Here is a 15858-nt window from a genome sequence, read left to right on the forward strand (position 1 = left end):
ACCTGGGCAACCTTCAGGCCGAAACGCGTGGGATCGTATCGTCAGCGCGCAGGGTGAAGATCTCGTAGCCGGTTTCGGTGACCAGTAGGGTGTGTTCCCACTGCGCCGAAAGCTTGCGGTCCTTGGTAATGGCGGTCCAGCCGTCGCCCAGCACCTTGGTGTCGGCTTTGCCCTGGTTGATCATCGGCTCGATGGTAAAGGTCATGCCTGCCTTGAGCTCCATGCCGGTGCCGGCGCGGCCGTAGTGCAGGATCTGTGGCTCTTCATGGAACACGGTGCCGATGCCGTGGCCGCAGAAATCACGTACCACCGAGAAGCCGTTCTTTTCAGCGTGCTTCTGGATCACTTCACCGATATCGCCCAGGCGGCAGCCGGGTTTGACGATTTCGATCGCCTTGTACATGCATTCCTGGGTGACTTGGGACAGGCGTTCGGCCCAGACCGGCACGGTGCCGACGTGGAACATGCGGCTGGTATCGCCGAAGTAGCGATCCTTGATCACGGTGACGTCGATGTTCAGGGTGTCGCCGTCCTTCAGGGGTTTGTCGCACGGAATACCGTGGCAGACCACATGGTTGATCGACGTGCAGATTGACTTGGGGAAGCCTTTGTAATTCAACGGCGCAGGAATGGCACCCTGCACATTGACGATATAGTCATGGCAGATCTGGTTGAGGGTGTCCGTGGTGACGCCCGGCTTGACGTGCTCGGCAATCATTTCCAGCACGTCGGCAGCCAGTTTGCCGGCAATGCGCATGCCGGCAATGTCTTCGGCGGTTTTCAAACTAACGGTCATACAGGCTCTCTCTAGCGCGAAGCGCTGAAATCAATACGGTTTACGGGCGCGCGACAAAAGGTTACAGAATTCGCAAAAGCCCCAAAAAACGCGATTCTAACAGACGCGGGCGGCAAATCATGAGCCCCTGACGATCGCTTCTCTCTATAAGGTGGGGCTATATCCGCTCTATTCAAAGGGTTGCGCATAAGCCGCGCACGCCAAATGTGATTGCGGGTTTCGTTTTCGCCCTTCGTGTGGTATAAAATGCGCCGCTTTCCGGGGATGCCCCGAAGAGCTTAAATCCACACACGTGTCGACACGATGACCTGGGTGCCGGAGGCCTTGATGCCGCTGGTTGGTCATTGGGATACGTGGAGGCCAAACCCGACTTATTAAGGAACTATCATGTCCCAAGTCAATATGCGCGATATGCTGAAGGCCGGTGTGCACTTCGGTCACCAGACCCGTTACTGGAACCCGAAAATGGGTAAATACATTTTCGGCGCGCGTAACAAGATCCACATTATCAACCTTGAAAAAACCCTGCCAATGTTCAACGAAGCTCTGACTTTCGTAGAGCGTCTGGCCCAGGGCAAAAACAAGATTCTGTTCGTCGGCACCAAGCGTTCCGCTGGCAAGATCGTTGCTGAAGAAGCAGCACGTTGCGGTTCGCCGTACGTCGATCACCGCTGGTTGGGCGGCATGCTGACCAACTTCAAAACCATCCGTGCTTCCATCAAGCGTCTGCGTGACCTTGAAGTGCAAGCCGAAGACGGTACTTTCGCCAAGCTGACCAAGAAAGAAGCGCTGATGCGCTCCCGTGACCTGGAAAAGCTCGATCGTTCCCTGGGTGGTATCAAGGACATGGGCGGTCTGCCTGACGCACTGTTCGTTATCGACGTTGATCACGAGCGCATCGCGATCACCGAAGCCAACAAGCTGGGCATCCCTGTTATCGGCGTAGTCGATACCAACAGCAGCCCGGAAGGCGTTGACTACATCATCCCAGGCAACGATGACGCAATCCGCGCTATCCAGCTGTACATGGGTTCGATGGCTGACGCTGTAATCCGTGGTCGCAACCACGTTGCTGGTGGTACCGAGCAGTTCGTTGAAGAAGCTCCGGTAGCCGCAGCTGAGTAATTGACGCCCTGGCGTTGACTCAGTAAGCAAAAAGGGGGCTTGGCCCCCTTTTTGCCCCCTCGAAAACCATTTGTGCGCAGCGCAGCTACATCATCTGTAACGTGCAGCGGCCTACAAGGGTGGTTCGGGAAGAATTGATCCCCCGTTCGATCGGGTGGAATGGTTGAAAACCTATCCAAGAGGAATTTGAAAATGGCAGCAATTACTGCAGCGTTGGTTAAAGAACTGCGTGAGCGTACCGGCGAAGGCATGATGGATTGCAAGAAAGCCCTGGAAAAGGCTGACGGCGACATCGAAAAAGCAATTGATGACATGCGTGCTTCCGGCGCAATCAAGGCTGCCAAGAAAGCAGGCAACGTGGCTGCTGAAGGCGCTATCGCTCTGAAAGAAGACGGCAAATCTGCTGTTCTGCTGGAAGTGAACTCGCAGACCGACTTCCTGGCTCTGCAAGACGACTTCAAGGCATTTGTTGCTGCCAGCGTTGATAAAGCGTTCGACGACAAACTGACTGACGTCGCTCCGCTGATCGAGGCACAAGAAGCTGCACGCCTGGTACTGGTCGGCAAAGTTGGCGAAAACGTCAACATCCGTCGCCTGGTACGCGTTGAAGGTGACGTTGTTGGTGGTTACCTGCACGGCAACAAGATCGGTGTTGCAGTTGTCCTGAAGGGCGGCAACGTTGAGCTGGCTAAAGACATCGCTATGCACGTAGCGGCCAGCAACCCAGAGTTCCTGCTGCCTTCGGAAGTTTCTGCCGAAGCGATCGAGCGCGAAAAGGCTGTGTTCCTGCAGCTGAACGAAGAAAAAATCAAAGGCAAGCCAGAAAACATTGTTGAAAATATGGTCAAAGGCCGTATTAGCAAGTTCCTGGCCGAAGCAAGCCTGGTTGAGCAGGCGTTCGTTAAGAACCCTGAAATCAAGGTTGGCGAACTGGCTAAGAAAGCCGGTGCTGAAATCGTTTCCTTCACTTACTTCAAAGTAGGCGACGGTATCGAGAAGCCGGTCGACAACTTCGCTGAAGAAGTTGCTGCCCAGCTGGCTGCCGCCAAGCAATAAGACAGTTTTCAACTGTCGCCCGAAAGAGGCTGCCCGCTCACGCGCGCAGCCTCTTTTCAAATGGGCAGGCCGAATTAATTTGGCTTACCCTCGGAACTGGCTTACAAAGCCGTGTTCCGATGGCGCTGTGAGAGCGTCCAGCTAGAGTGAACGCAAGCCGTAAACGGCTCGCCAAGAATTTTTAAAAAATACGCCGCAGGAGAGATTCGCAATGGCTCAGCAGGGCAGTGGTTATCAGGCTCGCTATAAACGCATTCTACTCAAGCTCAGCGGCGAGGCCCTGATGGGCTCGGAAGAGTTCGGGATTGATCCCAAGGTGCTCGACCGCATGGCGCTGGAAGTCGGCCAACTGGTTGGCATCGGCGTGCAAGTCGGCTTGGTGATCGGCGGCGGTAACCTGTTCCGTGGCGCGGCGCTGAGTGCGGCCGGTATGGATCGGGTCACTGGCGACCACATGGGCATGCTGGCCACTGTGATGAACGCCCTGGCGATGCGTGATGCCCTGGAGCGTGCCAATATCTCGGCTATCGTGATGTCGGCTATTTCCATGGTGGGTGTGACCGATCACTATGATCGTCGCAAAGCCATGCGCCATTTGAACTCAAAAGAAGTGGTGATCTTCGCCGCTGGTACCGGTAACCCATTCTTTACCACTGATTCGGCGGCGTGCCTGCGTGCCATCGAAATCGACGCTGACGTGGTTTTGAAGGCAACCAAGGTAGACGGTGTGTACACCGCAGACCCATTCAAAGACCCGCATGCCGAGAAGTTCGATCATCTGACCTACGATGAAGTGCTGGATCGCAAGCTGGGTGTCATGGACCTGACGGCTATTTGCCTGTGCCGCGACCACAAGATGCCGCTGCGCGTATTTAATATGAACAAGCCCGGCGCCCTGCTGAATATCGTACACGGCGGCGCGGAAGGGACTCTGATCGAGGAAGGCCAACAATGATCAATGAAATCAAGAAAGACGCCCAAGCGCGTATGCAGAAATCCCTGGAATCTTTGAGCCATGCATTCGGCCAGATTCGTACTGGCAAGGCGCACCCGAGTATTCTGGGCAGCGTGATGGTGCCTTACTACGGCGCTGACACTCCGCTGAGCGGCGTGGCAAACGTTACCGTTAAAGATTCGCGCACCCTGCAAGTCGTGGCTTTCGAGCGCAACATGCTCGCTGCGGTCGACAAGGCGATTCAGAGCGCCGGCTTGAACCTCAATCCGACCAACCTGGGCGAACTGCTGCTGATCTCCATGCCTGCCTTGACCGAAGAAACCCGCAAGGGCTTCACCAAGCAGGCACGTAGCGCGGCTGAAGATGCACGCGTTGCTGTGCGCAACATCCGTCGTGATGCCCTGGGTGACCTGAAGAAACTGGTTAAGGACAAGGAGATCAGCGAAGACGAAGAGCGTCGCGCCGTCGCTGATATCGACAAGCTGACCAAAGATGCCGAGGCCCAGATCACCAAGGCCACGGAAGAAAAAGAAAAGGACCTGATGGCCGTATAAGGGTCAGGACGCCTTCATGGAAAAGACCAAGCAGACTGTACCCTCTTTGGTGCCGCGCCATGTCGCGATCATCATGGATGGAAATAATCGCTGGGCGAAGAAACGCTTTATGCCGGGTGTCGCCGGGCATAAAGCGGGTGTCGATGCGGTGCGGGCTGTGATTGAGGTGTGTGCCGAGGCCAAGGTCGAGGTGTTGACCTTGTTCGCCTTCTCCAGTGAGAACTGGCAGCGGCCCGCCGAAGAAGTCAGCGCCTTGATGGATCTGTTCTTCAAGGCGTTGCGTCGTGAGGCGAAGCGCCTTAATGACAACAATATCAGTCTGCGCATCATCGGTGATCGCTCGCGATTCCACCCGGAGCTGCAGGCGGCCATGCGCGAGGCGGAGGCCATCACGGCTGGCGCAAACCGTTTTGTGCTACAGATCGCAGCCAACTACGGCGGCCAGTGGGATATCGCCCAGGCTGCACAGCGGCTGGCTCGCGAAGTGCAAGCCGGTCATCTTCGACCGGACGACATCACGCCTGAACTGTTGCAAACCTGCCTGGTGACCGGTGACCTGCCATTGCCTGACTTGTGCATCCGTACCGGCGGTGAACATCGCATCAGCAATTTCCTGCTGTGGCAGTTGGCCTACACCGAGCTGTACTTCTCCGACCTGTTCTGGCCGGACTTCAAACACGATGCCATGCGTACTGCGCTGGCCGATTTCGCTTCCCGCCAGCGTCGCTTCGGTAAAACGAGTGAGCAGGTCGAAGCTGGAGCCCGGGTTTAAATGCTTAAACAACGAATCATCACAGCGCTCATCCTGTTGCCGATCGCTTTATGTGGGTTTTTCCTGCTCGATGGGTCCGGTTTTGCCCTATTTATCGGGCTGGTCGTAACCTTGGGCGCCTGGGAATGGGCACGATTGGCAGGTTTCAACGCGCAATTGCCGCGCTTGGTGTATGCCGCTGTCGTAGCGGTGTTACTGTTTCTGATGCACACCCTGTCGAGCATCATCGTGCCTTGGGTGCTGGGTGCTGCGGTGCTGTGGTGGGCGCTTGCGACCTATCTGGTGTTGACGTTTCCGCGCAGCAGTGGTCATTGGTCCAGTGTAGCCAGCAAGTTGGTGATTGGCTTATTGATTCTGTTGCCAGCCTGGCAAGGGTTGGTGGAGATCAAGAACTCGCCGATGGGCAATTGGCTGATCATGGCGGTGATGGTGCTGGTGTGGGGCGCAGATATCGGCGCCTACTTCTCGGGACGTGCATTCGGTAAGCGCAAGCTGGCACCGGCAGTCAGTCCGGGCAAGAGTTGGGAAGGGGTTTACGGCGGCCTGGCATTGACCCTGCTGATCACTTTGGTGGTCGGTGTGGTGCGGGATTGGTCAGTAACGGACATCTTCCTGGCTCTTCTGGGTACGGCTATCGTCGTGTTCATCTCGGTCGTGGGCGACCTCACTGAAAGCATGTTTAAGCGCCAGGCCGGGGTCAAGGACAGCAGTAATCTGCTGCCAGGGCACGGTGGGGTGCTGGACCGTATTGATAGCCTTACCGCTGCTATTCCGATCTTTGCCGTGCTGTTGTGGATGACTGCTTCGTGAGCCGTCTGCAGCAAGTAACCGTGTTGGGCGCAACCGGCTCGGTAGGGTTGAGCACCCTCGATGTGATCGCTCGTCACCCTGATCGCTATCAAGTGTTTGCCCTGACGGGATTCACCCGTCTGAGCGAGCTGCTGGCGCTGTGTGTGCGTCATGCGCCTCGCTTTGCTGTGGTGCCTGAAGCAGCGGCAGCGCAGGGCCTGCAGGATGACCTGCGGGCTGCCGGACTTGCCACGCAGGTGCTGGTAGGCGAGTCGGGGTTGTGTCAGGTCTCGGCCGATGCCGAGGTGGACACTGTAGTCGCCGCTATTGTCGGTGCCGCCGGCTTGCGCCCAACCTTGGCTGCCGTCGACGCGGGCAAAAAAATCCTGCTGGCCAATAAAGAAGCGCTGGTGATGTCTGGCGCGCTCTTTATGCAGGCGGTGCGTAAAAGCGGTGCGGTGCTGTTGCCGTTGGACAGTGAGCACAACGCAATCTTTCAGTGCATGCCCGGAGACTACGCTCGTGGCTTGAGTCAGGTAGGCGTTCGTCGGATTCTGCTGACCGCTTCCGGTGGGCCTTTCCGGCAAACTCCGTTGGTAGAGCTGGAGCATGTGTCTCCGGATCAAGCATGCGCCCATCCGAACTGGTCCATGGGCCGCAAAATCTCCGTGGATTCGGCAAGCATGATGAACAAGGGCCTGGAATTGATCGAGGCCTGCTGGTTGTTCGATGCGCGGCCGGATCAGGTCGAGGTGGTTATTCACCCGCAAAGCGTGATTCATTCCTTGGTCGACTACGTGGATGGTTCAGTCTTGGCCCAATTGGGCAATCCCGATATGCGTACGCCGATCGCTAATGCCCTGGCGTGGCCGGAGCGGATTGATTCCGGCGTGGCGCCACTCGACCTGTTTGCAGTTGCTCGCCTGGATTTTGAAGCGCCGGACGAACAGCGCTTTCCTTGTCTGCGCTTGGCGCGGCAGGCGGCGGAGGCGGGTAACAGTGCGCCAGCGATGCTCAATGCAGCCAATGAGGTGGCCGTGGCGGCGTTTCTCGAACGGCGCATCCGCTTTCCGCAGATCGCGAGTATTATCGAGGACGTTTTGAGTCTTGAGCCTGTGGTGGCTGTAAATGACCTCGGGGCGGTATTTGAGGCAGATACCAAGGCGCGGACCTTGGCCGAGCAATGGTTGAGCCGCAACACGCGTTAGTCTGTGGGCGCGCTTGAGCCTTCGGGTACTGGATTGGATTGCGGAGAAATTAGATGAGTGCGCTTTACATGATTGTCGGCACCCTGGTTGCTCTGGGTGTGCTGGTCACCTTCCACGAGTTCGGCCACTTCTGGGTGGCGCGTCGTTGCGGCGTCAAGGTACTGCGTTTTTCCGTCGGTTTCGGCATGCCGCTGGTTCGCTGGCACGACCGTCGTGGCACCGAGTTTGTGATTGCGGCCATCCCGTTGGGTGGCTACGTCAAGATGCTCGATGAGCGCGAAGGCGAAGTGCCGGCTGATCAGTTGGACCAATCCTTTAATCGCAAGACCGTTCGTCAGCGTATCGCTATCGTTGCCGCTGGTCCGATCGCCAACTTCCTGCTGGCGATGCTGTTCTTCTGGGTGTTGGCCATGCTGGGCAGCCAGCAGGTGCGTCCAGTTATCGGCGCCGTTGAGGCGGACAGTATCGCTGCCAAGGCTGGCCTGGTCGCTGGCCAGGAAATTGTGTCTATTGATGGCGAACCGACCACGGGTTGGGGGGCGGTCAATTTGCAGTTGGTGCGTCGCTTGGGTGAAAGCGGCACTGTTAATGTTGTGGTGCGTGAGCAGGACTCCAGCGCCGAAATCCCGCGGTCGTTGGCCTTGGATCATTGGCTCAAAGGCGCTGATGAGCCTGATCCGATCAAGTCCTTGGGTATTCGTCCGTGGCGTCCGGCACTGCCGCCGGTCCTTGCCGAGCTGGATCCGAAGGGGCCAGCCCAGGCTGCAGGTCTGAAAACCGGCGATCGTCTGTTGGCCCTCGATGGCCAGGCGCTGGGTGAATGGCAGCAAGTGGTCGATCTCGTTCGTGTACGCCCTGATACCAAAATTGTGCTGAAAATTGAGCGCGACGGTGCTCAAATCGACGTTCCCGTTACTCTGGCGGTGCGTGGCGAAGCCAAGGCAGCCGGGGGGTACTTGGGTGCTGGCGTTAAGAGTCCGGAGTGGCCGCCATCAATGGTGCGTGAGGTCAGCTTCGGGCCGTTGGCGGCGATTGGCGAGGGTGCAAAACGCACCTGGACCATGAGCGCACTGACCCTGGAATCCCTCAAGAAAATGTTGTTCGGCGAGCTCTCGGTAAAAAACTTGAGTGGACCGATAACCATTGCTAAAGTGGCGGGCGCTTCTGCCCAGTCGGGTGTCGCGGATTTCCTGAATTTCCTGGCTTATCTGAGTATTAGCCTGGGTGTTCTGAATTTGCTGCCCATTCCTGTACTGGATGGGGGGCATCTGTTGTTTTATCTGGTCGAGTGGGTGCGTGGTCGCCCCTTGTCAGATCGAGTGCAGGGTTGGGGGATACAGATCGGTATCAGTTTGGTTGTCGGGGTGATGTTATTAGCCTTGGTCAACGATCTGGGTCGACTGTAACGCTTCGCTGAATTGCGAATCTGCCGCATTTTGCGGCAGTTTGTTTATTGCCAGTTGGAATAAGAAAGGACTTCATGAAACGTCTGCTGCTAACTGCGGTTCTCACCGTATTGATGATCGCCGAAGTTCACGCCGAGTCCTTCACCATCTCCGATATTCGCGTCAACGGCCTCCAGCGGGTTTCCGCGGGTAGCGTCTTTGGTGCATTACCGTTGAACGTCGGTGAACAGGCTGATGATCGTCGCCTGGTGGAATCCACTCGTGCGCTGTTCAAAACCGGTTTCTTTCAAGACATCCAACTGGGGCGCGAAGGTAACGTCTTGGTCATCACCGTCGTCGAGCGACCTTCTGTCGCCAGTATCGAGATCGAAGGTAACAAGGCGATCTCTACTGAAGACCTGATGAAGGGCCTCAAGCAGTCCGGCCTGGCCGAGGGCGAGATCTTCCAGCGCGCCACTCTTGAAGGTGTGCGTAACGAACTGCAGCGTCAGTACGTTGCTCAGGGCCGCTACTCGGCGACCGTGGAGACGGAAGTGGTCCCGCAGCCTCGTAACCGTGTCGGCCTCAAGGTCAACATCAACGAAGGCACCGTGGCGGCCATTCAGCACATCAACGTGGTGGGTAACACCAAGTTTGCTGATGACGACCTGATCGACCTCTTCGAGCTCAAGACCACCAACTGGCTGTCGTTCTTCAAGAACGACGACAAGTACGCCCGTGAAAAACTCTCCGGTGACCTGGAGCGTCTGCGTTCGTACTACCTGGACCGTGGCTATATCAATATGGATATCGCGTCGACCCAGGTGTCCATCACCCCGGACAAGAAGCACGTCTATATCACCGTTAACGTCAACGAAGGCGAGAAGTACAAGGTTCGTGACGTCAAGCTGAGCGGCGACTTGAAAGTGCCTGAAGACCAGGTCAAGTCGCTGCTGCTGGTGCAGAAAGACCAGGTGTTCTCGCGTAAGCTGATGACCACCACGTCCGAACTGATCACCCGTCGTCTGGGTAACGAAGGCTATACCTTCGCCAACGTCAACGGCGTACCGACCCCGCACGATGATGATCACACAGTGGACATTACCTTTGTGGTCGACCCAGGTAAGCGTGCCTACGTGAACCGTATCAATTTCCGTGGCAACACCAAGTCTGCGGATGAAGTGCTGCGCCGTGAAATGCGTCAGATGGAAGGTGGCTGGGCGTCGACGTACTTGATCGACCAATCCAAGACCCGTCTTGAGCGCCTGGGTTTCTTCAAGGAAGTCAACGTTGAAACCCCGGCTGTACCGGGCGTGGATGACCAGGTTGACGTTAACTACGCAGTAGAAGAGCAAGCATCGGGTTCTATCACTGCCAGCGTCGGCTTTGCACAAAGCGCAGGTCTGATCCTCGGTGGTTCCATCACCCAGAACAACTTCCTCGGTACCGGTAACCGTGTGTCTATCGGCCTGACTCGAAGCGAATACCAGAGCCGATATAACTTTGGTTATACCGACCCCTACTGGACTGCTGACGGTGTGAGCTTGGGCTACAACGCCTTCTACCGCACCACCGACTACAAAGACCTCGATGTTGACGTTGCAAGCTATGCAATCGACAGCCTTGGCGCGGGTGTCAACGTCGGTTATCCGATCAGCGAAACCTCGCGTTTGACCTTCGGCCTGACTGCGCAGCAGGATGAGATCAAGACCGGTGTCTACACCGTGGACGAAATCTTCGACTTCACTCGTCGTGAAGGTGACAAGTTCCTGAACTTCAAGGCGTCTGCTGGCTGGTCCGAGTCGACCCTGAACAAAGGCGTACTGGCAACCCGTGGCCATTCCCAGAGCCTGACTCTGGAAACCACTACGCCAGGCAGCGACCTGTCGTTCTTCAAGCTCGACTACCGTGGTCAGTTGTTCCAGCCGCTGAGCGACAACTACACCATGCGCCTGCACACTGAGCTGGGGTATGGCGACGGTTATGGTTCGACCAATGGTTTGCCGTTCTATGAGAACTACTATGCGGGTGGCTTCAACTCCGTACGTGGCTTCAAAGACAGCACCTTGGGTCCTCGTGGTACTCCGAGCCGAGGTGCTGGCGTAACCGGTAACCAAGGCACTGTGGCTGACTCCGACAACGACCCACTGCCGTTCGGTGGTAACGTGTTGATCCAGGGCGGCGCGGAGATTTTGTTCCCGCTGCCATTCGTCAAGGATCAGCGTTCGCTGCGTACGTCCGTGTTCTGGGACGTGGGTAACGTGTTCGACTCTAAGTGCGAGCAGATTAGAAACCCGAGCGGTGTTAAATCCAACACTCAGTGCAACGACGTGAGCCTGACCAACCTGGCGAGCTCCGTGGGTGTAGGTGTTACTTGGGTGACTGCGCTTGGTCCGTTGAGCTTTGCTCTGGCCATGCCGATCAAGAAACCGGATAACGCTGAAACCCAGATTTTCCAATTCTCCCTCGGCCAGACGTTCTAAGCGTCTGACCCAAGATAACGACAACGGATTCTGTAGGAGTACATCGTGCGTAAGTTGACTCAATTGGTTCTGCTGGCCACCGTGCTGGTGACCACCCCGGCCTTCGCCGAAATGAAAATCGCCGTTCTGAACTATCAGATGGCATTGCTGGAATCCGATGCGGCCAAAAAATACGCCGTGGATGCCGAGAAGAAATTCGGTCCGCAACTGACCAAGCTTAAGACGCTGGAAAGCAGCGCCAAGGGCATCCAGGATCGTCTGGTAGCGGGTGGGGACAAAATGCAGCAAGGCGAGCGCGAGCGTCTGGAGCTTGAGTTCAAGCAAAAGGCCCGTGACTATCAGTTCCAATCCAAGGAGCTGAACGAAGCCAAGGCTGTTGCCGACCGTGAAATGCTCAAGCAGCTCAAGCCGAAACTCGACAGCGCTGTGGAAGAGGTCATCAAGAAAGGTGCCTTTGACTTGGTGTTCGAGCGTGGCGCAGTGATTGACGTCAAACCTCAATACGACATCACCCGCCAGGTGATCGAGCGCATGAACCAGCTGAAGTAAGCCATGACCGCGACTATCAAGCTCGGCGAGTTGGCCGAGTTCCTGGGGGCCACCTTGCGTGGCTCCCAGGAGAAGGAAATTACTGGGCTAGCCACCTTGCAGGAGGCTGGCCCATCTCAGTTGAGCTTCCTCGCAAACCCTCAATACCGTAAATACCTCGTCGATAGCCAAGCCGCAGCCGTATTGCTCAAGGCAGCTGACGCCGAAGGGTTTGCCGGGGATGCGCTGGTGGTAGCTGACCCGTATCTGGCCTATGCGCAGGTTTCGCACCTATTTGATCCAAAACCCAAGGCATCCAGCGGCATTCACCCGTCGGCGGTGATCGCCGATGATGCCCGCGTTGATCCTGCGGCGAGCATTGGCGCTTTTGCGGTGATCGAGAGTGGTGCGCGCATTGGGGCCGGTGTAACTGTTGGTGCGCATTGCTTTATTGGTGCGCGTTGTGAAATCGGTGCCGATGGTTGGCTGGCACCTCGCGTTACCCTTTACCACGATGTGCGTATCGGTGAGCGGGTGGTTATCCAGTCAGGTGCGGTGATCGGAGGGGAAGGCTTCGGCTTTGCCAACTCCAAAGGTATCTGGAACAAGATTGCCCAGGTCGGCGGCGTTTTGATCGGCGACGACGTGGAAATTGGTGTTAATACAGCTGTCGATCGCGGGGCCTTGGCCGATACCGTGATCGGCAACGGTGTGAAGCTCGACAACCAGATCCAGATTGCTCACAACGTACAGATTGGCGATCACACCGCCATGGCTGCATGCGTGGGGATTTCCGGCAGCACCAAAATCGGCAAGCATTGCATGCTCGCCGGTGGTGTCGGTCTGGTGGGGCATATTGATATTTGCGACAACGTTTTTATCACCGGAATGACCATGGTCACTCACTCGATTACCGAGCCTGGGGCCTATTCATCCGGTACCGCCATGCAGCCTGCGGCTGAATGGCGCAAGAGTGCGGCACGTTTGAGGCAGCTCGACGACATGGCTCGACGTCTCAAACAGCTGGAAAAGCGTGTTGGGGACGTGACCCCTGGCGGTAATGCTTCATCTGAAGGCTGATACCATTTCCATATCAAGTGTGCACAGCCGCTAGACTGCCTCCTTGATTTGCTAGCGGGGCGTGCGTTTAGTCGCCCGCCCCCAATCTTTATTACAGGCTTCCCCCCGAAATGATGGACATCAACGAGATTCGCGAATACCTGCCTCACCGTTACCCGTTCCTGCTGGTGGACCGCGTAGTGGACCTCAATGTTGAGGAAAAGCGCATTCGTGCCTACAAGAATGTCAGCATCAACGAACCGTTCTTCAACGGTCACTTTCCCGCGCATCCCATCATGCCGGGCGTGTTGATCATCGAAGCGATGGCCCAGGCTGCCGGTATCCTTGGTTTCAAAATGCTTGACCTTAAGCCTGCCGACGGCACGCTTTACTATTTCGTGGGCTCCGACAAGCTGCGCTTTCGCAACCCGGTTACTCCGGGTGACCAGTTGATCCTGGAAGCCAAATTCATCAGCTGCAAGCGCCAGATCTGGAAGTTCGAATGCCAGGCCTCGGTAGACGGCAAGCCAGTGTGCTCTGCCGAGATCATCTGCGCGGAACGCAAACTATGAGTTTGATTGACCCTCGCGCAATCATCGATCCGTCGGCCGTACTGGCCGCCGACGTTGAGGTCGGCCCCTGGTCGATCATCGGCGCAGGTGTGGAAATCGGCGAGGGGACTGTCATCGGGCCGCACGTGATCCTCAAAGGTCCGACCCGCATTGGCAAACACAACCGCATCTACCAGTTTTCCTCGGTAGGCGAAGACACCCCGGACATGAAGTACAAGGGTGAAGAAACACGCTTGGTAATCGGTGATCACAACATCATCCGTGAAGGCGTGACCATTCACCGTGGCACCGTGCAGGATCGTGCCGAGACCACACTGGGTGATCACAATCTGGTTATGGCCTATGCCCATATCGGGCATGACAGCGTGATCGGCAACCACTGCATCCTGGTCAACAACACGGCGTTGGCTGGCCACGTGCACGTCGACGATTGGGCAATCCTCTCAGGCTTCACGCTCGTCCATCAGTACTGCCACATTGGGGCCCACAGCTTCTCCGGCATGGGCACCGCCATCGGCAAGGACGTCCCGGCGTTCGTCACGGTGTTCGGCAACCCCGCTGAAGCTCGCAGCATGAACTTCGAAGGCATGCGCCGTCGTGGTTTCAGTGAAGAGGCCATTCACGCACTGCGTCGTGCCTATAAGGTGGTTTATCGCCAGGGGCTGACAGTAGATCAGGCGTTGACCCAACTGACCGAGCCGGCAGCGTTGTTCCCGGAAGTCGCGGTGTTCCGTGATTCGATCCAGGCGTCGACTCGCGGCATCACTCGCTGATCATGGCTAATCTGCGAATTGCGCTGGTGGCCGGAGAAGCTTCCGGCGATATCCTGGGCGCAGGTCTTATGCGGGCCCTCAAGGCCCAGCATCCGGCGGTTGAATTCATCGGTGTTGGTGGCCCATTGATGCAGGCTGAAGGCCTCACTTCCTATTTCCCCATGGAGCGCCTGTCGGTTATGGGGTTGGTGGAAGTGCTGGGTCGCCTGCGTGAGCTGTTGGCGCGCCGCAAGCTGCTGATTCAGACCCTGATCGAAGAAAAACCCGACGTCTTTATCGGAATCGATGCACCGGACTTCACCCTCAATATCGAACTCAAGCTGCGTCAGGCCGGGATCAAAACCGTGCACTACGTTAGCCCCTCCGTGTGGGCGTGGCGACAAAAGCGTGTGCTGAAGATCCGTGAAGGCTGTGACCTGATGCTCACCCTGTTGCCGTTCGAGGCCAGGTTCTACGAAGAAAAGGGCGTGCCGGTACGGTTCGTTGGGCATACGCTCGCCGACGACATCCCTTTGCAGGCCGATCGCGTGGCGGCCCGTGGGCAGTTGGGCTTGCCCGATGGCCCGCTCGTCGCGTTGATGCCGGGCAGCAGGGGGGGAGAAGTCGGTCGGCTGGCCAGCGTGTTCTTCGATGCCGCCGAGCGCCTGCAAGCCTTGAAGCCAGGTGTGCGTTTCGTACTGCCCTGTGCAAGCCCACAGCGTCGCGCACAGATCGAAACGCTGCTGGAAGGTCGTAACCTGCCGTTGACATTGCTTGATGGTCAATCGCACCTGGCATTGGCGGCCTGCGATGCGGTGCTGATTGCTTCAGGCACGGCAACCCTGGAAGCCTTGTTGTACAAGCGTCCGATGGTTGTGGCGTATCGCCTGGCACCGCTGACGTTCTGGATTCTCAAACGCATGGTCAAAAGCCCCTATATCTCTTTGCCCAATTTGCTGGCCCAGCGCTTGTTGGTGCCGGAGTTGCTGCAGGACGATGCGACACCGGAGGCCTTGGCGCAGACACTGCTGCCCCTGATCGATGGCGGCGAAGAGCAGACCCGAGGGTTTGATGAGATTCATCGCACCCTGCGCCGTGATGCGTCGAACCAGGCAGCAGACGCCGTGTTGAGTTTGATCGGCCACAAACAGGAAACGTTATGAGTACGCAGATGGGCCTGGATTTCAGCCTGGTTGCACAAGCCCATGAACTGGTGGCCGGTGTTGATGAAGTAGGGCGCGGTCCCCTCTGCGGTGCGGTGGTCACCGCAGCTGTGATTCTTGACCCGAACCGTCCGATCCTTGGCCTCAACGATTCGAAGAAGCTCACCGAAGCTCGTCGCGAAAAGCTCTACGACGAGATTTGTGAAAAAGCCCTGAGCTGGCATATCGCCCGGGCCGAAGTCGAAGAAATCGACGAGCTGAACATTCTCCACGCCACCATGCTTGCCATGCAGCGTGCTGTTGAAGGCCTGCACATCACACCCAAACTGGCGATGATCGACGGTAACCGCTGCCCTAAATTGGCGATGCCGGCCGAGGCGGTGGTCAAAGGTGACAGCAAGGTTCCGGCCATCGCAGCGGCATCGATCCTGGCCAAGGTCAGTCGTGACCGGGAAATGGCCGCGTTCGAGTTGATCTATCCCGGCTACGGCATCGGTGGTCACAAAGGCTATCCGACGCCCGTTCATCTGGAAGCCCTGGCCCGCCTCGGCCCCACGCCTATCCACCGCCGCTCGTTTGCCCCGGTGCGCCTGGCTTACGAAGCGCGGGAGAGTCTCAGCGAGGTGTAGTCGCGAGGCTGATGTTTTTGCCAAGGCCCGGT

General features: G+C 57.2%; 16 protein-coding genes. 15 read left to right on the plus strand and 1 reads right to left on the minus strand.

Annotated features, from left to right (window positions below):
- Positions 1–13 precede the first annotated feature (13 nt).
- Entirely contained in the window at positions 14–796 is a 783-nt protein-coding gene (map, locus tag ACEN2T_RS13900) for a type I methionyl aminopeptidase (protein WP_032891656.1), read from the minus strand.
- Between the two features lie 387 nt (positions 797–1183).
- On the opposite strand from map, the gene rpsB reads away from it, so the two are divergent.
- The 15 genes from rpsB (at position 1184) to rnhB (ending at position 15826) form a co-directional block, all read left to right on the plus strand.
- Entirely contained in the window at positions 1184–1921 is a 738-nt protein-coding gene (gene rpsB / locus ACEN2T_RS13905; protein WP_003189158.1) for a 30S ribosomal protein S2, read from the plus strand.
- Between the two features lie 192 nt (positions 1922–2113).
- A complete protein-coding gene (tsf, locus tag ACEN2T_RS13910; RefSeq protein ID WP_032891654.1) occupies positions 2114–2977 on the plus strand; it encodes a translation elongation factor Ts in 864 nt (287 codons plus the stop codon).
- Between the two features lie 211 nt (positions 2978–3188).
- On the plus strand, positions 3189–3932 hold the full coding sequence (gene pyrH, locus ACEN2T_RS13915; protein ID WP_003189161.1) for a UMP kinase: 744 nt from the start codon (positions 3189–3191) through the stop codon (positions 3930–3932).
- Positions 3929–4486, plus strand: a complete 558-nt coding sequence (gene frr / locus ACEN2T_RS13920; protein WP_016974404.1) for a ribosome recycling factor — start codon at positions 3929–3931, stop codon at positions 4484–4486. Before pyrH ends, frr begins: the two co-directional genes overlap by 4 nt.
- A 16-nt stretch (positions 4487–4502) precedes the next feature.
- Positions 4503–5258 (plus strand): polyprenyl diphosphate synthase, encoded by a 756-nt coding sequence (gene uppS / locus ACEN2T_RS13925; protein WP_032891653.1) that lies wholly within the window; start codon positions 4503–4505, stop codon positions 5256–5258.
- Entirely contained in the window at positions 5259–6068 is an 810-nt protein-coding gene (locus ACEN2T_RS13930; RefSeq protein WP_032891652.1) for a phosphatidate cytidylyltransferase, read from the plus strand.
- The gene (gene ispC / locus ACEN2T_RS13935; RefSeq protein WP_095184007.1) at positions 6065–7255 is read left to right on the plus strand and encodes a 1-deoxy-D-xylulose-5-phosphate reductoisomerase; all 1191 of its coding nucleotides are present in this window, start codon (positions 6065–6067) and stop codon (positions 7253–7255) included. Before ACEN2T_RS13930 ends, ispC begins: the two co-directional genes overlap by 4 nt.
- 53 nt (positions 7256–7308) lie before the next feature.
- Entirely contained in the window at positions 7309–8661 is a 1353-nt protein-coding gene (rseP, locus tag ACEN2T_RS13940) for a sigma E protease regulator RseP (protein ID WP_442116868.1), read from the plus strand.
- Positions 8662–8735: 74 nt separating this feature from the next.
- Positions 8736–11123, plus strand: coding sequence for an outer membrane protein assembly factor BamA (gene bamA, locus ACEN2T_RS13945; RefSeq protein WP_095184009.1), 2388 nt, complete (start codon positions 8736–8738; stop codon positions 11121–11123).
- A gap of 45 nt (positions 11124–11168) precedes the next feature.
- A complete protein-coding gene (locus ACEN2T_RS13950; RefSeq protein WP_003172279.1) occupies positions 11169–11672 on the plus strand; it encodes an OmpH family outer membrane protein in 504 nt (167 codons plus the stop codon).
- 3 nt (positions 11673–11675) lie between these two features.
- Positions 11676–12731 (plus strand): UDP-3-O-(3-hydroxymyristoyl)glucosamine N-acyltransferase, encoded by a 1056-nt coding sequence (lpxD, locus tag ACEN2T_RS13955; protein WP_442116869.1) that lies wholly within the window; start codon positions 11676–11678, stop codon positions 12729–12731.
- Between the two features lie 110 nt (positions 12732–12841).
- Positions 12842–13282, plus strand: coding sequence for a 3-hydroxyacyl-ACP dehydratase FabZ (fabZ, locus tag ACEN2T_RS13960; RefSeq protein WP_003172281.1), 441 nt, complete (start codon positions 12842–12844; stop codon positions 13280–13282).
- Positions 13279–14055, plus strand: a complete 777-nt coding sequence (gene lpxA / locus ACEN2T_RS13965; RefSeq protein ID WP_032891646.1) for an acyl-ACP--UDP-N-acetylglucosamine O-acyltransferase — start codon at positions 13279–13281, stop codon at positions 14053–14055. Before fabZ ends, lpxA begins: the two co-directional genes overlap by 4 nt.
- A 2-nt stretch (positions 14056–14057) precedes the next feature.
- Positions 14058–15197 (plus strand): lipid-A-disaccharide synthase, encoded by a 1140-nt coding sequence (lpxB, locus tag ACEN2T_RS13970; protein WP_032891645.1) that lies wholly within the window; start codon positions 14058–14060, stop codon positions 15195–15197.
- Positions 15194–15826, plus strand: a complete 633-nt coding sequence (gene rnhB / locus ACEN2T_RS13975) for a ribonuclease HII (protein WP_032891644.1) — start codon at positions 15194–15196, stop codon at positions 15824–15826. The genes lpxB and rnhB overlap by 4 nt, the downstream gene beginning before the upstream one ends.
- Positions 15827–15858: the final 32 nt, after the last annotated feature.

It is taken from the genome of Pseudomonas sp. W22_MBD1_FP4 (assembly GCF_052113765.1).
Classification (GTDB): Bacteria; Pseudomonadota; Gammaproteobacteria; order Pseudomonadales; family Pseudomonadaceae; genus Aquipseudomonas; species Aquipseudomonas sivasensis.